21 protein-coding genes are annotated in these 21,810 nt (G+C 28.9%); 19 read left to right on the top strand and 2 right to left on the bottom strand.

What is annotated here, in order from left to right:
• Positions 1-19: 19 nt before the first annotated feature.
• Complete coding sequence (locus J2S72_RS06510) at positions 20-949, top strand: glutathione S-transferase family protein (RefSeq protein ID WP_023056477.1); 930 nt, start codon at positions 20-22, stop codon at positions 947-949.
• Between the two features lie 43 nt (positions 950-992).
• On the opposite strand, the gene J2S72_RS06505 is transcribed toward J2S72_RS06510, so the two are convergent.
• Positions 993-1,916: a lactate/malate family dehydrogenase gene (locus J2S72_RS06505; protein ID WP_023056464.1), complete on the bottom strand. Its 924-nt coding sequence runs from the start codon at positions 1,914-1,916 to the stop codon at positions 993-995.
• Positions 1,917-2,101: 185 nt separating this feature from the next.
• Here J2S72_RS06505 and J2S72_RS06500 point away from each other — a divergent pair, with 185 nt between their 5' ends.
• The 8 genes from J2S72_RS06500 (at position 2,102) to J2S72_RS06465 (ending at position 11,046) form a co-directional block, all read left to right on the top strand.
• Complete coding sequence (locus J2S72_RS06500; RefSeq protein ID WP_023056544.1) at positions 2,102-3,040, top strand: putative ABC transporter permease; 939 nt, start codon at positions 2,102-2,104, stop codon at positions 3,038-3,040.
• A gap of 13 nt (positions 3,041-3,053) precedes the next feature.
• Entirely contained in the window at positions 3,054-4,019 is a 966-nt protein-coding gene (gene pip, locus J2S72_RS06495) for a prolyl aminopeptidase (protein WP_023056473.1), read from the top strand.
• Between the two features lie 2 nt (positions 4,020-4,021).
• On the top strand, positions 4,022-4,309 hold the full coding sequence (locus J2S72_RS06490) for a thioredoxin family protein (RefSeq protein ID WP_023056504.1): 288 nt from the start codon (positions 4,022-4,024) through the stop codon (positions 4,307-4,309).
• 215 nt (positions 4,310-4,524) lie between these two features.
• Positions 4,525-5,679: a putative hydroxymethylpyrimidine transporter CytX gene (gene cytX / locus J2S72_RS06485; RefSeq protein WP_023056523.1), complete on the top strand. Its 1,155-nt coding sequence runs from the start codon at positions 4,525-4,527 to the stop codon at positions 5,677-5,679.
• Positions 5,680-5,800: 121 nt separating this feature from the next.
• Positions 5,801-7,306 carry an Hsp70 family protein gene (locus tag J2S72_RS06480; RefSeq protein ID WP_023056558.1) on the top strand — a complete coding sequence of 502 codons (1,506 nt, stop codon included), beginning with the start codon at positions 5,801-5,803 and terminating at the stop codon, positions 7,304-7,306.
• Positions 7,307-7,313: 7 nt separating this feature from the next.
• Positions 7,314-8,573 (top strand): hypothetical protein, encoded by a 1,260-nt coding sequence (locus tag J2S72_RS06475; protein ID WP_023056531.1) that lies wholly within the window; start codon positions 7,314-7,316, stop codon positions 8,571-8,573.
• An 11-nt stretch (positions 8,574-8,584) separates the two neighbouring features.
• Positions 8,585-10,792: an AAA family ATPase gene (locus J2S72_RS06470; protein ID WP_307495207.1), complete on the top strand. Its 2,208-nt coding sequence runs from the start codon at positions 8,585-8,587 to the stop codon at positions 10,790-10,792.
• Positions 10,789-11,046 carry a DUF1294 domain-containing protein gene (locus J2S72_RS06465; protein ID WP_023056519.1) on the top strand — a complete coding sequence of 86 codons (258 nt, stop codon included), beginning with the start codon at positions 10,789-10,791 and terminating at the stop codon, positions 11,044-11,046. The genes J2S72_RS06470 and J2S72_RS06465 overlap by 4 nt, the downstream gene beginning before the upstream one ends.
• Before the next feature lie 7 nt (positions 11,047-11,053).
• Here the strand turns inward: J2S72_RS06465 and J2S72_RS08755 are convergent, their stop codons facing one another.
• Entirely contained in the window at positions 11,054-12,055 is a 1,002-nt protein-coding gene (locus tag J2S72_RS08755; RefSeq protein WP_370869447.1) for an acyltransferase, read from the bottom strand.
• Between the two features lie 206 nt (positions 12,056-12,261).
• On the opposite strand from J2S72_RS08755, the gene J2S72_RS06460 reads away from it, so the two are divergent.
• The 10 genes from J2S72_RS06460 to J2S72_RS06415 all read left to right on the top strand — a co-directional run bounded on the left by J2S72_RS06460 (position 12,262) and on the right by J2S72_RS06415 (position 21,733).
• Positions 12,262-12,798 (top strand): helix-turn-helix domain-containing protein, encoded by a 537-nt coding sequence (locus J2S72_RS06460; protein WP_023056536.1) that lies wholly within the window; start codon positions 12,262-12,264, stop codon positions 12,796-12,798.
• 8 nt (positions 12,799-12,806) lie between these two features.
• A complete protein-coding gene (gene potA / locus J2S72_RS06455; RefSeq protein ID WP_023056506.1) occupies positions 12,807-13,844 on the top strand; it encodes a spermidine/putrescine ABC transporter ATP-binding protein in 1,038 nt (345 codons plus the stop codon).
• A gap of 1 nt (position 13,845) precedes the next feature.
• Positions 13,846-14,682 (top strand): ABC transporter permease, encoded by an 837-nt coding sequence (locus J2S72_RS06450; RefSeq protein ID WP_023056486.1) that lies wholly within the window; start codon positions 13,846-13,848, stop codon positions 14,680-14,682.
• Complete coding sequence (locus tag J2S72_RS06445) at positions 14,676-15,470, top strand: ABC transporter permease (protein WP_023056490.1); 795 nt, start codon at positions 14,676-14,678, stop codon at positions 15,468-15,470. Before J2S72_RS06450 ends, J2S72_RS06445 begins: the two co-directional genes overlap by 7 nt.
• A complete protein-coding gene (locus J2S72_RS06440; RefSeq protein ID WP_307495206.1) occupies positions 15,457-16,521 on the top strand; it encodes an ABC transporter substrate-binding protein in 1,065 nt (354 codons plus the stop codon). Before J2S72_RS06445 ends, J2S72_RS06440 begins: the two co-directional genes overlap by 14 nt.
• Positions 16,522-16,663: 142 nt before the next feature.
• A complete protein-coding gene (locus tag J2S72_RS06435) occupies positions 16,664-17,401 on the top strand; it encodes a YebC/PmpR family DNA-binding transcriptional regulator (RefSeq protein ID WP_307495205.1) in 738 nt (245 codons plus the stop codon).
• Positions 17,402-18,052 carry a deoxyribose-phosphate aldolase gene (gene deoC, locus J2S72_RS06430; RefSeq protein ID WP_307495204.1) on the top strand — a complete coding sequence of 217 codons (651 nt, stop codon included), beginning with the start codon at positions 17,402-17,404 and terminating at the stop codon, positions 18,050-18,052. It begins immediately after the preceding gene.
• The gene (gene lgt / locus J2S72_RS06425; RefSeq protein ID WP_307495203.1) at positions 18,049-18,780 is read left to right on the top strand and encodes a prolipoprotein diacylglyceryl transferase; all 732 of its coding nucleotides are present in this window, start codon (positions 18,049-18,051) and stop codon (positions 18,778-18,780) included. Before deoC ends, lgt begins: the two co-directional genes overlap by 4 nt.
• A gap of 24 nt (positions 18,781-18,804) precedes the next feature.
• The gene (gene hemZ / locus J2S72_RS06420) at positions 18,805-20,154 is read left to right on the top strand and encodes a coproporphyrinogen dehydrogenase HemZ (protein ID WP_307495202.1); all 1,350 of its coding nucleotides are present in this window, start codon (positions 18,805-18,807) and stop codon (positions 20,152-20,154) included.
• A gap of 40 nt (positions 20,155-20,194) precedes the next feature.
• Positions 20,195-21,733 carry a Mur ligase family protein gene (locus tag J2S72_RS06415; protein ID WP_307495201.1) on the top strand — a complete coding sequence of 513 codons (1,539 nt, stop codon included), beginning with the start codon at positions 20,195-20,197 and terminating at the stop codon, positions 21,731-21,733.
• The last annotated feature ends 77 nt before the right edge of the window (positions 21,734-21,810 follow it).

Raw genomic sequence — 21,810 nt, 5'->3', positions numbered from 1 at the left:
TTTGTAATAAGGAGGTTTAATGGGACAATTAGTAAATGGAAAATGGCAAATAGAAAATGTATTGGCAGATAAGGATGGTTCTTTTAAAAGAAAGGAATCTTCTTTTAGAAATTTTATAAAGAAGGGAACGAAGTTTCAACCTGAAAAAAATAGATATCTGCTATATGTTTCTTTAGCATGTCCATGGGCTTCAAGGGCTCTTATAATGAGAAAATTAAAGGGACTTGATGATATTATATCACTAGCTATTGTAAGCCCTATTATGGGGCAAAATGGATGGAGTTTTGATGACTATAAAGGTGCTACAAAGGATCCTCTTATAAATGCAAAATATTTAAAAGATATTTATATTAAGGCTGATAACAATTATACTGGAAAAGTTACAGTTCCTTTACTTTATGATTTAAAGGAAAATACCATTGTAAATAATGAATCTTCAGACATAATGAGGATGTTCAACTCTTCTTTTAATGAAATAGGTGGAAATAAAAAAGATTTTTATCCGCAAAGCTTGAGAGAAAAAATAGATGAGATAAATGAAATTATTTATGAAAATGTTAATAATGGAGTTTATAAAGCGGGTTTTGCAATAAAACAAGAAGTTTATGAGGAGGAAGTAAAAAAACTTTTTAAAACTTTAGATTTTCTTGAAAACAAATTAGAAAATAAAAAATTTTTATTTGGTGATATATTTACAGAATCTGACATAAGGCTTTTTGTAAGCTTAATTCGTTTTGATCCTGTTTACTTTGGAAATTTTAAATGCAATATAAGACAATTAAAAGATTATAAAAATCTTTGGGAATATACAAAAAGAATTTATAATATGGAAGGAGTAAAGGAAACGGTTAATTTTGACCATATAAAAAATCATTATTACAGGTCTCATCCTTCAATAAATCCAAATGGGATAGTTCCTTTAGGTCCTTTGGAAGATTTAAATCTTTAAATTTAAAATACAAAAAAACCTCACAAGTATGTGAGGTTTTCTTTTATTTGTATTTATTTCTGTTTGCTTTCAAAACTTCTTCAGAGTGTTTTAATTTTTCTAATTCATCAGGAGTAAGTTCAAGTTCCAAAGCTTTTTCCATTCCATCTTTTCCAATTATACATGGAGTTGAAAGATAAATGTCATTTAGTCCATACATACCGTTTAATAAAGTTGACACTAAAATTATTTCTTTTCTGTCATTTACTATTGAATCGATCATTGAGCAAACGGCACTTCCTATTCCACATTGGGTGTGTTGTTTTCCGTCAATAACTCTCCAAGCTCTTTCTCTTACAAGATTTTCTACAGCGTCTCTTGAAAAGTTTGCAGGATTTTGTTCTAAATATTTTTCAAGTTTTAAATTATTTACAAAAATATTTGACCAAGCAACAAATTGACTTTCACCATGTTCACCTAAAATAACTCCTCTTATAGCAGAAGGATCAACATTTAATACCTTTGAAAGGCTTGTATTAAGTCTTACAGTATCAAGAGCGGTACCTGAACCTATAACTCTATTTTTTGGAAAGCCACTTGTCCTATAAACAAGATCAGCCATTAAATCACAAGGATTTCCAACAACAATAAAGATACCTTTAAAACCTGCATCAACAATTTCTTTTACATAATCTCTTGTAGCATCTTTAAATTTTACATATTCTTCAAGTCTGTCTTTAACTCCACCCAGGTCTCCTGTAGCAGTAACAATAATATCTCTATCAGCCATATCTTTATAGGAGCCATAGCTCATTTTAACAGGGTGGGGATAATATGCAGATGCATCTTCAATATCCATAGCTTGTGCTTTTGCTTTTATTTCAATTATGTCATTATATTTGATGTCTGAAACAATTCCCATTCTTGCAGCTGTATATCCAACAGCAAAACCAACTGCTCCAGCACCAATTATTCCTAATTTTGTCATAAATTTCACCTCGATTTAATATTATAACAAAAATTAATAAATAAGGTTATTTTATTAAATATTTTTTTAAAAAAACAAATTTAATAATTTTAAATAACTAATTTTTTTAAATAACTTTCTATTAATTTGAAATTTTGACTTATAAGTTTATATTTATTAAAATTATTTTCATAAAGGAGAAAAAAATGTTTTTTATAGAAAACTTTATGGACTACATCTTTATATTTTTTATATTTTCAGTTATAGGATGGTCAATTGAAGTAACTTTAAAATTTATACAATTTCATAGATTTGTAAATAGGGGTTTTTTAATTGGACCTTACTGTCCTATATATGGTTTAGGGTCAGTTCTGATTATTTTTATAAATAGTAGTCTTTATAAATTTGAACATTCTATAGGACTTACTTTTTTAGTTTCCATATTAATATGCGGCCTGGTTGAATATTTTGTTTCATATTTTTTGGAAAAAAAATATCATGCAAGATGGTGGGACTACAGTAAAAAACCTATGAATTTAAACGGAAGAATCTGGATAGGAAATTTAATTTTATTCGGCCTTGGAGGATTAATAATTGCTCAAATTTTAGGACCAATTTTCACAAATATTTTTTATAAGTTTTCTTTAAAAAACCGTGAAATAATTTCTCTTATTATAGTTTTAATTTTTACAAGTGATTTTATAATTTCATACTTTGTAATGAAACTTATAAAAACGAATATTGAAGGGTCAGAGGCTGACAATACTGAAGATATACGTAAAGAAATGAAAGTTTTGGCAAGCAATAAAAATATTTTATACAGACGTTTTATAAATGCTTACCCTGAAGTTAAATATAGGACAGATAAAATTAAACAAAGACTTAAAAAAATAGAGGAAGAAAGTAAAAAAATAAGAGAAGAGATAGAAAAAACAATTGATGAAGATAAAGAAAACCTTATTAATGAACTTCAACCTACAAGCTTTTTGAAATCAGAAATTATTGAAAAACAAGGAAGATTAATTGAGCTTTTAGAAGATGAAAACACAAGTAAAGCTGATATTTTAAGTTTGAAAGCAGAAATAGAAGAGAAAAAATCTATTTTGAATAAGAGAAGAAGAATTATAAATCTTGAAGAAATTTAAAAAGGGATAAAATATGAAAAAATTAAGAGAATTATACAGACCCATAGAAAAAAATTTTAGTGAATATATAAAAGTTGATGACTTACATGAAATTTACTTTGAAGAATCAGGAAATCCCAATGGAAAACCTATAGTTTTTTTACATGGAGGACCTGGGTGTGGAACTAGTCCTGATTGCAGAAGATTTTTTGATCCGGATTTTTACAGGATTATTTTATTTGATCAAAGGGGCAGTGGAAAAAGCAGACCTAAAGCTTGTTTAAAAGACAATAATACTGATGCAATAATTTCCGATATGGAAAAAATTAGAGAAAGACTAAATATAGATAAGTGGATTGTGTTTGGAGGCTCTTGGGGTAGCACCCTGGCTCTTTCATACGCAATTAAGCATCCTGAAAAAGTTATAGGATTAATTTTACGAGGGATTTTTTTAGGAAGACAGGAAGATATAGATTGGATATATCAAGAGGGAGGAGCTTCAAATATATTTCCTGACAAATGGGAAAATTTTATTTCAATAATTCCAGAAAATGAAAGAAAAGATTTAATAAAGGCTTATTATAAAAGATTAACGGGACAAGATGAAAAAGTAAAAATTGAAGCTGCAAAAGCTTGGTCCATTTGGGAGGGAAGTATAACTACTTTAAAACCAAGTGAAAAAGTTACAGAGGATTTTTCAGATGAGGATTATGCAATAAATATGGCTTCTATTGAGTGTCATTTTTGGGTTAATCATATGTTTAGAGAAAATATGAATTATATTTTAGATAATGCTCATATTATAAAAGACATTCCAACTCATATTGTTCATGGCAGATACGACATGGATTGCAGATTTATAGGTGCATACCTTTTAAGCAAAAAATTAAATAAAGTAAATTTAGATATAACTATTTCAGGTCATTCATCAATGGAACTTGAAATAATTGATTCTTTAATAAAAGCTAGTGAAAATTTTAAAAAATTATATCAGGAATAAAAATGAAAATTGAAAATTTTAACAAGGAATATAAAAAAGGAAATGTGTTTTTATTTTTTCAAGGACCGGACTGCGGACTTTGTAATGGAATGAAAGAACTTGCTTTAAAAGAACTTAAAGATTTTGACGGAAAGTTTATTTCTGTTAATTTAAAGGACTTTCCTAAATTAAGGGGAGAATTTCAAGTTTTTTCTTTTCCCACACTTTTATATTTAAGGGATGGAGTTGAAGTTGAAAGAGTCGCAGGATTTTTTGATTTGGATAAATTAAAAAGGTCTTTTAAAAGTTAAGGACTTTACAGATAAAGCTATAAATATTATAATCAGTTTTATAAAAATTTAAGATTATCACTGGGGGGTGCTTGAAAAAGCTGAGATCATACCCTTACAACCTGCCAGATAATGCTGGAAAGGGAAGTGCAAGAATACTTCTTTATTCTCTGCCGTAAGGAACTCGGTGAGATAAGGAGGTTTTTTTATGAAAAAATTTGTAGGTGGTGAAGATTTTGAATTCTAAAATAAAAAATCTTGACCTTGGTTTGATTTGGTTTGGAGCTGCAATTTCCATTGCTGAAATTTTAACAGGAACATTATTTGCTCCTCTTGGTTTTAGTCAAGGTATATTAGCCATTGTAATTGGACATTTAATTGGCTGCGGACTTTTTTTCCTTGTAGGTTTAATAGGAGCAAAAAGTGAAAAAACTGCTATGGAAAGTGTTAAAATTGCCTTTGGAGAAAAAGGAGCTATTATTTTTACTTTTTTAAACATTTTGCAACTTATAGGTTGGACAGCGGTTATGATTTCTCAAGGCGCAGGAGCATCTTCTGAAGTTTTCTCATCAAATTCAACTAATATGTGGTCCATTATAATTGGAATTTTAATTATTATTTGGATTTTAATAGGAATAAAAAATCTTGAAAAAATTAATATTATTTCTATGTCCGTTCTTTTTATTTTAACTTTAATATTAAGTTTTAATATTTTTAAGGGAACTTCTTTTGAAAAGACAGGAGGACTTTCCTTTGGTCAGGCAATAGAACTTTCCATTGCCATGCCTCTTTCTTGGCTTCCCTTAATAGGAGATTATACAAAAGATGCAAAAAATCCTTTTGAAGGAACTTTAACTGCAAGTCTTGTATATTTTTTCGCAAGTATTTGGATGTATATAATCGGCATGAGTGCAGCAGGTTTTAGCGGCTCATCAAGTATTTCACAAATAATGCTCAAAGCAGGTCTTGGAAGTATAGCTTTAATTATTGTAATTTTTTCAACGGTAACTACAACTTTTTTAGATGCCTACAGTGGAGGAGTATCTTGTAAAAGTTTGTTTAAAAACATATCTGAAAAGTGGGCGGCATTAATAGTTACAATTATAGGAATTGCTCTTGCAATCTTTTTTGATACTGGTCAATTTGAAAACTTTTTATATTTAATAGGTTCGGTTTTTGCTCCTATGGCTTCAGTTCAAATTGTAGATTATTTTTTAATAAAGAATAAAAAGATAAATTCTGATTTTGACTTTATCAATATTATTTCCTGGGTAATAGGTTTTATTATTTATAGGATATTTTTAAAAGAAGGCCTATCTATTGGGGCAACCTTACCTGCCATTTTAATTACAGGTTTAGTTACTTTTATCTTAAAAAAATTTTTAAAATAAGTTAATATGAAATCTTTATAAAAAATCTCAAAATTTTAAATTTTGGGATTTTTTAATGCCAATTAGGATAAATTAAAAATTTTTCTATGATATAATAAATTTTAGATTAAGGAGGTTATTCATGATAATAGGAATAGATTTAGGAACAACTAATTCAGCTGTTGCATTTATAGACAAGGATAACAATCCGCAAATTATACCTAACAGCGAAGGAGGCCGTGTTACCCCCTCTGTTATTTATTTTGAAGACGACAATCCTATTGTAGGAACGGAAGCAAAAAATGAAGCTATTATTGCACCTGAAGATACCATTCAATATATTAAAAGAAAAATTGGAGATAAGGATTTTAAATTTGCAAGAAAAGATGGAGAACTCTTTTCACCGGAAGAACTTTCAGCAATCATATTAAAAAAATTAAAAAAACAAGCGGAAGGATATTTAGGAGAAGAAGTAACCGGTGCGGTAATAACTGTTCCTGCATATTTTACTGATGCACAAAGAAAGGCAACCCAAGATGCGGGAAACATTGCAGGCTTAAATGTTCTTAAAATTATTAACGAGCCAACTGCTGCAGCTCTTGCTTATGGTTTAGAACAAAACAATGAAAAACAAAGAATCATGATTTATGATTTGGGTGGCGGAACTTTTGATGTTGTTGTCATGGAAATAAACAACAAAGAATTAAAAGTGCTTGCAACAAATGGAAATAGAAATTTAGGTGGCTTTGATTTTGACAATGCTCTTTTAAATTATGTCCTTGAGTACATAGAAAACAAGCATGGAATTGATTTATTTGATGATGTTTACGCCATGGAAGATTTGAGAGAAAAAGTTGAAGAAGCAAAGAAATCTTTATCTAATAAACAAAAGACAAGTATTGTAGTTAATGCTTCTGGAATAAGAGATAAGGTTGAAATTACTCAGGAACTTTTTAACAGTTTAATAAGAGGACTTATTGAGCAGACAATAGACATGGTGAAATTTACCTTAGAAGATGCCGGATTAAATTGGTCAGATATAGATAAAACTATTTTAGTAGGTGGTTCTTCAAGGATAAAGCTCGTTAGAGATAGAATTGAAGAAGTTACTCATAAAAAACCTTCTCTTGAATTAAATCCTGATGAAGTTGTTGCCATAGGAGCAGCATACCAAGGAAAATTTCTTGACGATAAAAAAGATTTAAATCAAGATTTGCAAGGAATAAAGATAATTGATGTAAACTCTCATGGCATTGGATTTTCAGCAATGGACAATGGAGTGGAGAGAAATTATATTATGATTGAGAAAAACACCCCTATTCCCACTGATGCAACAAGATCATTTTATACTTTGGTTGAAAATCAAAATCTAGTTACTTTAAAAGTTTGCGAAGGCGATGAAGAAGATTTAAAGTATGTAAACATTATAGGTGAAACTAAGATTAAGCTTCCTGCAGGTCAAAGGCCTAAGGGATCTGAAATGAAATTTTTCTTATCCTATGATAAGGACGGACTTATAAAATTAAAAGTATGGGATGCTTTTACAGATACAATGATAGATGCTTTTGAACTTAAAAGAGATTCAAATTTAACCAAAGAAGAAGTTGTGGAAAAAACAAATAGAATATCAAATATTGATGTACAATAGGTGAAAAATGAAAAATTATTTTAGTATTTATAATCTACCCCAAGATGCTTCTTTAGAAGAAATAAAGGGAATTTTAAACAAAGAATTAAGAAAATGGACAAGTCGTGCTACCCATCCGAAACTTGAAATAAGACAGGAAGCGGAGCTAAATATTAAAAATGTAAGTGAAGCTATAAAGGTTTTTGAAACCGAAGAAAGTAAAAATGCCTATATTAACCAACTTAATATAGAGTTAAACAAAGCAAAAAATAATAATCAAGGAAGACAAAATACACAAAGCAACACTCAAAACAAAGGTGGAAATTTATCAATAGACCAATCCATAAAACAGGCTTATGAACTTGTTAATATGGATAAAAATAAAGCTTTGTCTCTTGCTCAAAACATTGCTTCTCAAGCTCCGAACTATGAGCCTGCATGGATTGCTTTAAGTAAAATACAAGCTGAAAATAATGTAAATCAAGACATCTTATTTAAGACCTATAATAGGATTATGGAGTTAAATCCAAATAATTATGAAATTAACTATTTGTATTTATATGGACTTTTAGATAGGGCAAGTCTTTTTGTAGACAGGGACAAAAAAATTGTAGAGTATTTGGTAAATAATATAAAAAGGCTCAATCCAAACTCTGATGATACTATTTTTCTTGAGTGCCTTTATTTAAATTATTTAAATGAACATGAAAAGACAATAGACCTAGCAAAAGACAGGGTAGAACACGATTCTCGTTTTAAATATCCTCTTGCCATTGCTTATTATAGACTTGCGGAAATAAAATATCTTGTAAGACACGAACAAAAGTGGCAAGCAATCAATATGGAAGATGCTAAAAAATATATGGCTCTTTTTGATGAAGGAAAAAAATATTATACCAGTGAATTTTTCAACGAAAAATATGAAGCTGTAAAAAAATCTTTGGATAATAGTTTTATTCCTTATTCATTTGTAAGTGTTATTATTAGGATGGGCATTTCAGGTGTTATATATTATTTCTTAAGCAAAGTTGTATATGGAATTTTAGGAACAATATTACCTAAGTTTTTAAGTTCACCTATAATTAGCATAATAGACCTTATAGCATTTTATTTTATTTTTGTATTACCTATAGCTTCTATGTTCGCAAAGGGATACAGAATAAATGCGGACATTGTAAATGGAAAGGACCCTTATAAAGAAAGTTATAGGAGAAAACTTTTATTTTCTTATGGCAAAGCAAAGACAACTGCACAAGAAATTAAAAATAAAGTAAAAAATAATGAATAAGTAGGGAAAAGATGGATTTTAATGAAAATACCCAAGATCTTAAGAGACAAATTGAGCTTAGAATTAATTCTAATAATTTGGACTCTACTTTAAAATTTATAAATGAAGTAAAAGAAAAAAATAAAGATTTTTTAGAAGCAGATAATTATTTGGCTCAGGCTTATATTTATCATAAAGACTATGTAAATGCTCAAAAAATATTGCAAGATTCCTCTTATAAAAATGCAAAATATTATGAACTTTTAGGAGAAATTGCTTACAAGCAAAATGATTATAAATATCTTGAAGAAATAAAAAGAGAGGTAGATAAATTTTTCCCGGATACAAGTTCGTCAAAAAAAGTTAATTTATTATATTTACTTGCAAATAACAAATACTATGATGCCCTTGAAATTATAGGTTCCTTTTCTGATGAGGAATTTTTTGAAGAAAAAATGGAAGTTTATTATAGGGTAAATGAATTAGATAAATTAAGAAAACTTGCAAGAAAAACTCTTTTAAAGCAAGGAAACGGACCCTTAGGTGATATTGCAAATAAATATTTACAACTTTCTAAGTCAAAAAAAATAATAGAAGAAGATTCAAAGGATAGTCTTGAAAAAAGTTTAAATAAATTAAATGCTTTAATAGGCCTTGGAAGTGTAAAAAGAGAAGTGCAAAAAATTGTAAGCACTATTGAATATAACAAAAATCGTGCAGCTCAAGGAATAGTTGATGACAATAAAAAATCAAACCATTTTGCCTTTTATGGTAATCCTGGAACAGGAAAAACTACAGTTGCAAATTTGTTGGGAGATATTTTTAAAGATTTAGGGATATTAGAAACGAACAAGGTTACAGTTGTAGGCAGATCAGATTTAGTAGCAGGATATGTGGGACAAACTGCGGCTTTGACTAAAGAAAAAATAGATGAAGCTATGGGCGGTATTTTATTTATTGATGAGGCTTATTCCCTTGCAAGAGGTGGAGAAAATGACTTTGGAAGTGAAGCTATAGATACTCTTGTAAAGGAGATGGAAGACAACAGAGATAAATTAATAGTTGTTCTTGCAGGTTATACTGATGAAATGCATGAGCTTATGAAAAAAAATCCTGGTTTAAAAAGTCGTATAACAAATGAAATAGTTTTCGAAGATTATAATGATGATGAACTTTTACAAATAGCGGAATTTACTGCTAAAGGTTCTAAATATAATTTAACAGAAAATGGCAAAAAGGCCTTTATGAAAAGAATAAATGAAGTTAAAGACAATCAATTTTTTGCAAATGCCAGATCTGTAAGAAATATTATTGAAGATGCAATTAAAGAAAGAGCTCTAAGAATAGGAAGAAAATCCGTTTCAAAAGAAGAACTCACTACTCTTGATGCCATTGATTTTAGAGTTGATGTAACTTCTTTGGAAGAACAAGATTTAGATTCTTGTTTAGTTGAGCTTAACTCTCTTATAGGTCTGTCAAAAGTAAAGCAAGAAGTGGAAGAAATAAAAAATACTTATATTTATAACGAAAAGTTAAAAGAATTAGGGCAAAAAGTTGCATCAACAAGTAATCATTTAATCTTTACTGGTAATCCAGGAACGGGAAAAACTACAGTAGCAAGAATCTTAGGTAAAATTTATAAAAACTTAGGAGTTGTTTCTTCAACAAATTTTGTTGTTGCAGATAGAAGCAGCTTAGTTGGAGAATATATAGGACAAACTGCTCCAAAGACATTAGATGTCATAAGAAAAGCTTATGGTGGAGTTTTATTTATTGATGAAGCATATTCTCTTGCAAGAGGTGGAGAAAATGATTTTGGAAAAGAAGCCATAGACACCTTAATAAAGGAAATGGAAGACAACAGAGATAAATTTGTTGTGATTATGGCAGGCTACACAAAAGAAATGAATGATTTAATAAATTTAAACTCAGGTCTTAGAAGTAGAATTAAAAAAATAATAGAATTTGAAGACTATACAGAAGACGAAATGATAGAAATTTTTGAATCCTATGTAAAAAATGAAAATAGAAGTATTGATGAAGATGCAAGACAAATAGCTTGCCAATATTTAAGAGATATTACAAGAAATAAGGGCAAAAATTTCGGTAACGCAAGAAATGTCAGAAGCTTTTTTGAAAGAATAAAAATAAAACAGGCATCAAGGATTGTTTTATCTGGAGATCATGAAATTTTAAGAATAAAAAAAGAAGATGTAATTGGAGCAATTGAAGAAATATGAATTTTTTAAAAGAAATAATGTTTTATATAGTTGTGGTAATAAATATAATAACTTTTGCTGCCTACGGTTATGATAAATTTAAAGCAAAAATTAGTGGATGGAGAGTTTCTGAATTTTTTTTATTAACCTTAGGAGTATGCGGAGGAGCTTTAGGTGGATTTGCAGGCATGATAGTCTTTCATCACAAAATTAGAAAATTTTATTTTTACATTGCAAACTTTATCGGCCTTGTAATTTTAAATATGATTTTTTAAATTAAAATTAACTGACAAGCTTTTTAGCAAAAGGCATTTTCAAAACTATAAAAGAAAAAACAAAAGATAAGATGAAAATTATAAAAGACAAAATAAAAGTCGAAGATATGGGATTTTTTTCTAAGAATAAAGGTCCCAAATATCTAAGGATAAAAGGATGTATTAAATAAATGCCAAAAGAGCACTTTGAAAAAATTAAAATAATTTTTTCGGTGCTTTTTTTAATGGAAGAAAAATTAATATTTTTAAAAAATAAAAATATTATAAAAGATTGTAGAAAAACAATAATATTAAAATTATCAAAAAAAATCATAATAGGAGAATTTTCAACTTTGCTGAAATGAAAAGTTAAAAATCCGTTAAAAATTGAAACGCATACAAAAATTAAAAATAAAATTAAATTATTTTTTAAAATAAAATCAAATATTTTGTTAAAATCCTTTTTTAAAAAATAACCTGAGGCAAAATAAATAATTATATTTCCGAAAAAATAAATTTTTAAAGTCGAATATAAATTATATAGAGTCGGATGATTTAAAATATTTATAAAATTTGAAAGACTGTAAGAAATAGGACCAAATAAAATCATAAAGACAATCATATAGTTAAAATATTTTTCAGGTAATTTTTTTAATCCATATAAAAAAGGGGATAACAAATAGCACCAGACAGCAGCCATAAGGTACCAAAGGTGATAGTTCGATGATAAAAATAAATTTATAAAATTTTTAAAAGAAAAATCTCTTAAAATTGCAGGAAAAGTATAGAAAATAGACCAAATTATAAAGAGAATATATATGTGCAAAGATTTTTTTAAAATATAAGTAAGATTTTCTTCCCTTGAAAGAAGAAAATATCCACTAAGCATTAAAAAAACAGGAACACTTGCACGAGTAAAGCTGTTTATAAAAGACAAATACAAAAAATTATTATCTGAAAAGTTTTCAAGTGGCCAAAAAAAAGCACTTGTATGTAAAACAACAACTAAAAAGGCAAGAAAAACCCTCATTAAATCAAAATTAATTTTTCTTTTCAAAATATTTCTCCAAAATTCATTTATTTATTCAATTGTAGCAAAATAATTAAAACTTAACAATTTTTTTGATTTTTTGTAAAATATATTAAATTTTTTATTTAATAGTTGACATAAAAAAACAATTTTGCAATAATAAATTTAATAAATCGAACTTAAAGTTTAATATATGAGGCGAAAAAATGGATATAGGAAATAAATTAAAATTTTTAAGAATTTCTCAAAATTTAACCCAAGAAGAACTTGCCAACAGAAGCGAGCTGACAAAGGGATTTATTTCTCAAGTTGAAAGAAATCTAACTTCACCAAGTGTTGCCACTCTTATTGACATACTTGAAGCTCTGGGAACAAGTCCAAACGAATTTTTTTCAGATATGGAAGAAAAAATTGTTTTTAAAGAAGAAGATTATTTTGAAAATGAAAATGATGAGCTTAAATATAATTTACAGTGGATTGTACCAAATGCACAAAAAAATTTAATTGAGCCAACTTTAATAACAATTAAACCAGGTGGAAGAAGTGAAGAAATTCCTCCTTTTGAAGGTCAGGTAATGGGATATGTTTTAAGAGGAAATATAGAGCTTGTATTTGGAGAAAATATTCAAAAGTTAAAATCTAAAGAAACTTTTTATTTTACTGCAAAAAAAAATCACTATATAAAAAATACGGCAAAAACAGATGCAAAAGTAATCTGGATAGCATCTCCGCCGAATTTTTAGGGGGAAACATGACAAATAATATTTTAGAAATTAAATCAATTAAAAAATCTTTTTCCGATAATTTAATTTTGAATGACATAAGTTTAAGTGTAAAATCAAATGAATTTGTAACTTTACTTGGACCTTCAGGCTGTGGCAAGACTACTCTTTTAAGAATTATAGGGGGTTTTGAAAATCCTGATGATGGACAAGTAATTTTTAATGGAGAGGATATTACGGATCTTCCCCCATATAAAAGAGAAATAAATACAGTGTTTCAAAAATATGCCCTTTTTCCACATATGAATGTTTTTGAAAATATTGCTTTCGGTTTAAAAATAAAAAAATTAGATAATTTTGAAATTACTAATAGGGTTAAGGAATCTCTTTCTATTGTAAGTCTTGACGGTTTTGAAAAAAGAACTATAGACTCCCTTTCTGGAGGACAGCAACAAAGAGTCGCTATTGCAAGAGCTCTTGTAAATCAGCCTAAAGTTTTGCTTCTTGACGAGCCCTTGGGAGCTCTTGATTTAAAAATAAGACAAAAAATGCAAGTTGAGCTTAAAAAAATTCAACAATCCGTAGGTATAACTTTTATATTTGTAACTCACGATCAGGAAGAAGCTCTTACTATGAGTGATACAGTTGTTGTTTTAAAAGATGGAGAAATTCAACAAATAGGTTCTCCTATCGATATTTATAATGAGCCGAAAAATTCTTTTGTTGCTGATTTCATCGGTGAAAGTAATATTTTACCAGCAATTATGCACGAAGATTATAAGGTGGAATTTTCAAATAATATTTTTACTTGCGTTGACAAAGGATTTAAAAAAGACGAAAGAGTTGAAGTTGTTATAAGACCTGAAGATGTGGAGCTTACCAATAATAAGGGAATGTTAAATGGCAAAGTATTGTCTGCAGTCTTTAAAGGAGTTCACTATGAGATGACTGTTGATGTAAACGGGGAAATTTATCTTGTTCAATCCACAGTTGAAAAAAAAGTCGGCTCAGATGTAGGAATAAATATTGAACCGGACTTAATTCACGTTATGAGAAAAGAGGTTTAAGATGAAAAAATTTTCTCAAATTTATGCAGTTTGGCTTTTAATGTTTGTCCTTACACCTCTTTTTATAATTGTAATCTATTCCTTTAATGGGAGAGAAGCTATGGGCTTAAAAGATTATGTTTTTTCTTTGGGAAATTTCCAAAGATTTTTTGAGCCTATTTATATAAAAATTTTGTTAGTGTCCTTAGGAGTTGCTGCAATTTCTACAATTTTTTGCCTTTTAGTAGGCTACCCCTGCGCCTATTATATTTCAAAGCTTGAAGAGAGAAAGAGAAACAATATGATTTTGCTTTTTGTAGTTCCTATGTGGATGAATTTTCTACTTAGAACTTACGCTTGGCTTACTCTTCTTGGAACAAATGGACTTATAAATAAATTTTTAGGAATTTTTGGAATTGGGCCCTTAAATATTATGTACAATATGACAGCAATAATGCTTGGTATGATTTACAATTTTTTGCCCTTTATGGTACTGCCCATTTACTCGGCCCTTGTAAAAATGGATACATCTTTAATTGAAGCTGCAAAAGATTTAGGGGCAACTGATTCACAAGTGTTTAGAAAAGTTATATTTCCTCTTTCTCTTCCTGGAGTTTATACAGGAATCACAATGGTTTTTATTCCAGCCATTTCATCTTTTGTAATTCCAAACTTACTTGGCGGAAATAAATTTTATTTAATTGGGAATTTAATTGAACAACAATACACTTTTACGGGCAATTGGCCTTTTGGCTCGGCAGTTTCAGTAATTTTAATAACAATTATGTTAGCAATTTTAGAGCTTCCTAAATTATTTAACAAAAAACTTTCAAATGACAAGGAGAGTGGAGCATGGTAAAAAAACTTTTCGGAAAAATTTGGACTTATCTTGTTTATATATTTTTGTATGCACCAATAGTTGTATTAATTGTATTTTCTTTTAACGACTCAAAATTAAGGGGATCTTGGAAAGGCTTTACAATGAGATGGTATAGAGAATTAATAGGAGATGAATTAATTTTACAATCACTTTGGACTACAATAAGTGTTGCAATAATTGCAACTTTAATTTCAACAGTTGTAGGCACACTTGCAGCTTTAGGTATTCATGAATTAAGAGGGGCAAGAAAAAAAGCTATATTGGAAATAAATTATCTTCCTGTTTTAAATCCAGATATTGTTACTGCAATTTCACTTATGGGACTTTTCGGAGTTTTAGGTTTAAACTTAGGATACCTTACTATGACAATTTCCCACATTGTATTTTGCCTGCCTTATGTTATTTTATCAATTTTACCCAAACTTCAAAGCATGGATCAAAACATGCTTGAAGCTGCTCTTGATCTTGGAGCAACGCCTATGTATGCCCTGAAAAAAGTTGTTATACCGCAAATAAAGCCTGGAATAGTTACGGGTGCTTTGATGGCATTTACTCTTTCTTTAGATGATTTTGTAGTTTCATTTTTCAATACAGGCCACGGTGTTTCAAACTTATCAATGACAATTTATTCTATGGCAAGAAAGGGAATAAATCCTTCTATAAACGCCCTTTCAACTTTGATGTTTGCTCTACTTTTAATACTTTTACTTGTTATAAATAAAAGGAGTGAGCAAAAAGAAAAGAGGATGTTATATGAAGGTCAATAAAATAGTTACTTTAAATATATTTTTACTTTTAATAATTGTATTTTTAACTTCATGTAAAAAAAATAATCAATCAGACTCATCTGGAGTTTTAAATGTTTATAACGCAGGCTCTTATATTGATCCTATAACTCTTAAAATGTTTGAAAGAGATAGCGGCATAAAAGTTGTCTATGATACTTTTAATTCCAATGAAGATTTGTATGTAAAACTTGTTCAAAAAGATGATGCCTATGATTTGATTTGCCCATCAGACTATATGATTGAAAGGCTAATTAAAGAAGATAGACTGGCAAAAATTGACTATAAAAACATTCCCAACATGAAGGGAGTTGAAAAATCTCTTTTAAATCCTGCTTATGATAAGGAAAATTTATATACTGTTCCATACTTTTGGGGCACAATGGGAATAATTCAAAACACCTCAATAATAAAAGATAAAATTGATTCTTGGAGTGATTTTTGGAACCCTAAGTACAAAGGAAAAATCATTATGTACAACTCACAGAGGGACTCTATAGCCATTGCACTTAAATATTTGGGCTATTCTATGAACTCGAAAAATTTAAAGGAATTAGAGGCTGCTAAAGAGGCTCTGATAAAACAAAAGCCACTTGTATATGCATACCTTACAGATGATGCAAGAGACATGATGGTGCAAGGCGAAGCAGGACTTTGTGTAATGTATTCAGGGGATGCTCTTTTGATGATGAATCAAAATCCTGATTTAAAATATATATTTCCCAAAGAAGGAACTAACATTTGGACTGATGCTTGGTGTATACCTAAAAAAGCCCACAATAAAAAAGCTGCGGAAGAATTTATAAACTATATGCTAAAGCCAGAAATTGCATCTATAAATGCAGCTTGGTGTGAAGGATACACGTCTCCTGTTGCTGAAGTTAAAAACCTTTTGCCAAAAGAAATAACAGATTCTTATGTTGCATACCCGGACATTAAAAATTTACCTCCCCTTGAAGCCTACACAGACTTAGGTGATTTTGTAAAAGTTTATGATAATATTTGGACGGAAGTAATAGCAACAATGAAATAAAAATAAAACTTCAAGATTAATTTCTTGGAGTTTTTTAAAATTAAGTTTGTATAATTTATAAGATTTCTTAATTCTTTTAAATTAGTTAGATTTATGATAAAATACACTATTGTAAATAAATTAAAAATGAAAGGAAAATATTATGTCAGGACATTCCAAATGGAACAATATAAAAAATAAAAAGGGTAAAGAAGATGCAAAAAGAGGTAAAATCTTTACAAAATTAGGAAGATATATAATGGTTGCCGCAAGAGAAGGCGGACCGGATCCTGATTACAATCCTTCACTTAAAGTTGCTATAGATAAAGCTAAAGCTGAAAATATGCCCAATGACAACATAGAACGTGCAATAAAAAAAGGATCAGGAGAACTTGGAAGCGACAGCTTTGAAGAAATAACTTATGAAGGTTACGGTCCATCAGGAATCGCAGTACTTGTTCAATGTCTAACGGATAATAGAAACAGAACTGCACCGGATGTTCGCCATGCCTTTGATAAAAACGGTGGAAATTTAGGAACACCAGGCAGCGTATCATTTATGTTTGATAGAAGAGGGATAATAGAAATAGAAAAAAATTCAGGCCTTGATTATGATGAACTTATGATGAGTGCTTTGGAACTGGGAGCAGATGATGTTACTGAATATGATGATGCTTATGAAATAATTACAAGTCCTGAAGCTTATCTTGATATAAAAAAGGGTCTTGAAGATTTAAATTATGAATTTTCCCAATCAGACATAACTTTCTTACCGCAAAACTATGTAAAACTTGAAGATCCGGAAGATATTAAAAAGATGGAAAAATTAATAGACACCCTTGAAGATAATGATGACGTTCAAGATGTTTATACAAATTGGGACATGCCGGAGGAAATATAAGTGGAACTTAACAGAATGATAGACCATACACTTTTAAAACCAGAATCAACAGAAAAACAAATTGAAAACTTATGTAAAGAAGCCTTGGAATATAATTTTAAGTCAGTTTGTATAAATCCTTGTTGGGTAGCAAAGTGCCATGAAATTTTAAATGGATCTGAAGTATCGGTATGTACTGTTATTGGTTTTCCCCTTGGTGCAAACTCAACAAATACAAAATTTTATGAAACTGAAGAAGCTATAAAAGACGGTGCCGATGAAGTTGATATGGTAATAAATATAGGAAAACTTAAATCCGGTCTTTATGAAGATGTAAAAAGAGATATTGAAGAAGTTGTAAAAGCAGCAAAGGGAAAAATAGTAAAAGTTATTATTGAAACTTGCCTTTTAAGTGAAGATGAAAAAATTAAAGCTTGTAAGTTGGCAAAAGAAGCCGGTGCAGATTTTGTAAAAACTTCAACAGGTTTTTCAACTGCAGGAGCAAAGGTTCAAGATGTAAAGCTTATGAAAGAAAATGCTGGAGGTCTTAAAGTTAAAGCATCAGGCGGAATAAGAGATTTAAAAACAGCTGAAGAAATGATAAAAAATGGTGCAGACAGACTTGGAGTAAGTGCTGGAATAGAAATTATAAAGGAATTAAAGCTTAGATGAATCCAGTAGCATTTAGCATATTTGGCTTCAATGTAATGTGGTATGGAATTTTAATTGCCCTTGGAGCTTTTATAGGAGTTTTTATAGGAGATAAGTTAGTAGAAAGAGAGGGACTAACGAAAAATTCCGCATCAGATTTTTTAATAATTGCCCTTATACCTTCAATTATAGGAGCAAGATTATATTATGTAATTTTTGAATGGGATTATTATAGACAAAATTTAGGAAAAATTTTTGCCATAAGAGAAGGTGGACTTGCCATTTATGGAGGAATTATAAGTGGATTTATAATTGCCTACTTCTTCTGCAAAAAAAGAAATATTAAATTTAAAACTTTTTTAGATTGCCTTGTTCCAGGACTTGTTTTTGCACAGGGCTTGGGCAGATGGGGAAATTTTATAAATGGAGAAGCCCATGGAGGACCAACTAATTTACCCTGGGCAATAATGGTAGACGGAGTAAAAGTTCATCCCACATTTTTGTATGAATCCTTAGTTGATATAAGCTTATCTTTGTTTTTATTTTTCTATTTAAGCAAAAATAAAAAATTTCAAGGACAAATATTTGCAACTTATTTGATAGTTTATGGAATAGCAAGATTTTTTATAGAAGGTCTTAGAACGGATTCCTTATATTTAGGACAATTTAGAATAAGCCAGCTTGTAAGTTTAGTTATTATACTACTAGGGCTTATTGTATATATAAAAAGATCACCTGAGACAAAATAGTCTCAGGTTTTTTTAAGGAGAAATATGATAAAAATAAATATTAAAGATCAGGATCTAAGTCATGAAATTTTTGAACTTTTAAGAATTTATTTTCCATCAAGAGAAAAGGAAAAAGATATAAGTGCAAATTTAGAAAAAAACATATTAACTATTGAACTTGATAATAAAAAATATAAGATAAACATTGAAAATTTAGACAAAAATAAAGTAAAAAAAGAAATTTTATTAATTCTAAAAGAAAAATTAGAAAATAAAATTAATTTCGGAACTCTTACAGGCATGAGGCCCACAAAAAAGTTTTTAAAACTTTTAGAAAATTTTGACTTTGATGAAGCAAAAAAAATTTTAAAAGAAGACTATCTTTTAAGCGATGAAGCCATTGAAATGATAAGTATGGTAGGGAAAAATGAAATGGAAATTTTAAAAGAGGGCAAAAATAAATTTTCTATTTATGTCCACATTCCCTTTTGCCCATCAATTTGCAAGTATTGCTCCTTTAAAACCCTAGTAAATAAAAACAATGAACTTATAAAAAATTATGTAAAATTTTTAATTAAAGAAATTAAAGCTTTTTCAAATAAAAAAGAAAGACCTCACTCCATCTATATAGGAGGTGGCACTCCCAGTGCAATTGGAAAGGAAAATTTAAAACTGATATTAGAGGTTTTAAAAGAGTCTTTTTTAGAACCCTATGAATTTACAGTTGAATGTGGAAGACCTGAAACTATTGATGATGAAATTTTAAGAACTTTAAAAGATTTTGGAGTTAATAGAATTTCAATAAATCCACAGACAATGAATGATGAAACTTTAAAAAATATAGGAAGAAATCATACAAGTCAAGATATAATAAAAGCCTATGAACTTACAAAAAATTATAATTTTATTGTAAACATGGACTTAATAATAGGTCTTCCTTTTGAAAGCCATGAAATGATTATAAATTCTTTAAATAAAGTTTTAGAATTAAAACCACAAAACATTACAATTCACACCCTTGCCTTAAAAAGAGGATCTGAACTTATGAAAGAAGAATTTTTTGAAAAAAATTTAAATATAACCTTTGATGAAATAGGAAATATTATGCTTAAAAATTTTTATAAACCCTATTATATGTACAGGCAAAAGAGAATTTTAATGGATGGTCAGAACATTGGGTGGACCCTTGGAGGTTTTCCAAGTATCTATAACGTTGTAATGATAGAAGAAAAGGAGTCCATTTTAGGTTTTGGAATGTGTGCTTCCTCTAAATTTTTAAATTTTGAAGAAGACAGATTTGAAAAATTTATTAACTTTAAAGACATAAAAGAATATATGACGAGAATTGATGAAATTATTGAAAAAAAGAAGATTTTACAAAAAAATTTTTTGTAAAAATATTTAATAATGTATAATAAACAAAAGAGGTGAAGAGATGAAACTTAAAGAACTTTTAAAATCTTTAGAAATTTTAGATTCAAAAAATTTAAAAGAAGATTTGGAAATAAGTACAGTTGAATATCATACTGATAAGGTAAAAAAAGATTCCCTATTTGTTGCCATTAAAGGCTATAAAACAGATGGACATAAATATATAAAAAAAGCTTTGGAAAAAGGAGCAGTCGCAATAGTTGTTGAAGATTTTCAAGATATAGAAGCTCCTCAAATAAAAGTAAAAAATTCCAGAATAGCCCTTGCAAAAATTGCTTCCAACTTTTATGGAGACCCTTCAAAAGAACTTAACATAGTTGGAGTTACTGCAACAAATGGAAAAACTACAACAGCCTTTATGATTGAATCCATCTTTAAAGAAGCTAAGTTTAAAACGGGAATTTCAGGAACTGTTTATACAAAATATGCAGATACAATTATTCCATCCATACTTACAACACCAGAAAGCAAAGATTTGCAATTTTATTTTAGAGATATGGTAGAAAAGGGTATAGAAAAAGTTGTAATGGAAGTTTCATCTTCAGCAGACGAACTTCATAGAGTTGATAATGTTGATTTTGACATAGTAACTTTTAACAACTTATCCCGCGAACATATAGATCAACATGGAAGTTTTGAAAGATATTATGAAGTTAAATCAAGACTTATAAGATTTGCTCCTGAACATGCTATTGCAATTTTAAATATGGACTTTGATTTAATAGGAGTCTTAAAAGAAAAAACAAGGGCAAAAGTTTTAACATATTCTCTTAAAGAAGAAAATTATGAATATGATTTTTCCATAGGAAATCTTGACTTATCAAGTGGGATGGGAAAATTTACTTTTTATGTAAATAGGGATATAAAGTTAAAAGACTTTACAATAAAAAAACAAAAATTTGAAATTGATCTTAATGTTGCCGGATACTCATCAGTTATGAATGCAGTAGTTGCAATTATTGTAGGTCTTGTTAATAGAATTGACATTAAGATTATAATAAAAGGCTTGGAAAATTTTAAAGGGGTTGAAAGAAGATTTGAAATGATTTATGATGAAAAATTTAAAATTATTGACGATCACTTTGCCAATGTGAGAAATATAGATGTAAGTCTTGAAACCCTTTCTAAGATGAAATATAAAAATCTGCATTTTTTATATGCCATAAGGGGCAATAGGGGAGTTCATTTAAACGAAGAAAATGCTGAAAAAATCGTGGAATGGTTTAAAATTTTAAAACCGAAAAATTTTTATGCCAGCTTATCAAAGGAAACAGTAACTTGGAAAGACGAAGTTTCTAAAGAGGAACTGGAAGTTTTTGAAAAAGTTATGAAAAAAAACAATATTAACTTTAAACTATTTGAAAACTTAGAGGAAAGCGTAATAAGTATTTTAAAATGTGCAAAAGAAGATGACCTTGTATTTCTTGGAGGCTGTCAAGGTATGGACAAGGGCGCAAAATATGCTCTTAACTATATTATTGACTCAGGGCTTACTAAAAAGGCAGACGAATTAAAAGAAAAAATTAATTCGAGAATTTGTTAAAAGCTTCCTTGACAGTTTATATTTTATTAAATATAATTCTACTCATAAATCATTAATATTATTATTCGAAAGTCAGA

The organism is Peptoniphilus koenoeneniae, from assembly GCF_030812875.1.
GTDB lineage: Bacteria > Bacillota > Clostridia > Tissierellales > Peptoniphilaceae > Peptoniphilus_B > Peptoniphilus_B koenoeneniae.
Note: the sequence above shows the minus strand (reverse complement) of the source record. Positions and strands in the feature narration are given on the sequence as shown.

What these genes read in the sequence shown, in the direction of transcription:
- J2S72_RS06475 (WP_023056531.1), top strand. Translation starts at nt 7,314, where the DNA reads ATGAAAAATTATTTTAGTATTTATAATCTACCCCAAGATGCTTCTTTA.
- J2S72_RS06440 (WP_307495206.1), top strand. Translation starts at nt 15,457, where the DNA reads ATGAAGGTCAATAAAATAGTTACTTTAAATATATTTTTACTTTTAATA.
- J2S72_RS06435 (WP_307495205.1), top strand. Translation starts at nt 16,664, where the DNA reads ATGTCAGGACATTCCAAATGGAACAATATAAAAAATAAAAAGGGTAAA.
- lgt (WP_307495203.1), top strand. Translation starts at nt 18,049, where the DNA reads ATGAATCCAGTAGCATTTAGCATATTTGGCTTCAATGTAATGTGGTAT.
- J2S72_RS06465 (WP_023056519.1), top strand. Translation starts at nt 10,789, where the DNA reads ATGAATTTTTTAAAAGAAATAATGTTTTATATAGTTGTGGTAATAAAT.
- J2S72_RS06490 (WP_023056504.1), top strand. Translation starts at nt 4,022, where the DNA reads ATGAAAATTGAAAATTTTAACAAGGAATATAAAAAAGGAAATGTGTTT.
- J2S72_RS06480 (WP_023056558.1), top strand. Translation starts at nt 5,801, where the DNA reads ATGATAATAGGAATAGATTTAGGAACAACTAATTCAGCTGTTGCATTT.
- J2S72_RS06510 (WP_023056477.1), top strand. Translation starts at nt 20, where the DNA reads ATGGGACAATTAGTAAATGGAAAATGGCAAATAGAAAATGTATTGGCA.
- J2S72_RS06470 (WP_307495207.1), top strand. Translation starts at nt 8,585, where the DNA reads ATGGATTTTAATGAAAATACCCAAGATCTTAAGAGACAAATTGAGCTT.
- J2S72_RS06415 (WP_307495201.1), top strand. Translation starts at nt 20,195, where the DNA reads ATGAAACTTAAAGAACTTTTAAAATCTTTAGAAATTTTAGATTCAAAA.
- J2S72_RS06500 (WP_023056544.1), top strand. Translation starts at nt 2,102, where the DNA reads ATGTTTTTTATAGAAAACTTTATGGACTACATCTTTATATTTTTTATA.
- J2S72_RS06450 (WP_023056486.1), top strand. Translation starts at nt 13,846, where the DNA reads ATGAAAAAATTTTCTCAAATTTATGCAGTTTGGCTTTTAATGTTTGTC.
- J2S72_RS06460 (WP_023056536.1), top strand. Translation starts at nt 12,262, where the DNA reads ATGGATATAGGAAATAAATTAAAATTTTTAAGAATTTCTCAAAATTTA.
- pip (WP_023056473.1), top strand. Translation starts at nt 3,054, where the DNA reads ATGAAAAAATTAAGAGAATTATACAGACCCATAGAAAAAAATTTTAGT.
- potA (WP_023056506.1), top strand. Translation starts at nt 12,807, where the DNA reads ATGACAAATAATATTTTAGAAATTAAATCAATTAAAAAATCTTTTTCC.
- hemZ (WP_307495202.1), top strand. Translation starts at nt 18,805, where the DNA reads ATGATAAAAATAAATATTAAAGATCAGGATCTAAGTCATGAAATTTTT.
- J2S72_RS06445 (WP_023056490.1), top strand. Translation starts at nt 14,676, where the DNA reads ATGGTAAAAAAACTTTTCGGAAAAATTTGGACTTATCTTGTTTATATA.
- J2S72_RS06505 (WP_023056464.1), bottom strand. Translation starts at nt 1,916, where the DNA reads ATGACAAAATTAGGAATAATTGGTGCTGGAGCAGTTGGTTTTGCTGTT.
- J2S72_RS08755 (WP_370869447.1), bottom strand. Translation starts at nt 12,055, where the DNA reads ATGAGGGTTTTTCTTGCCTTTTTAGTTGTTGTTTTACATACAAGTGCT.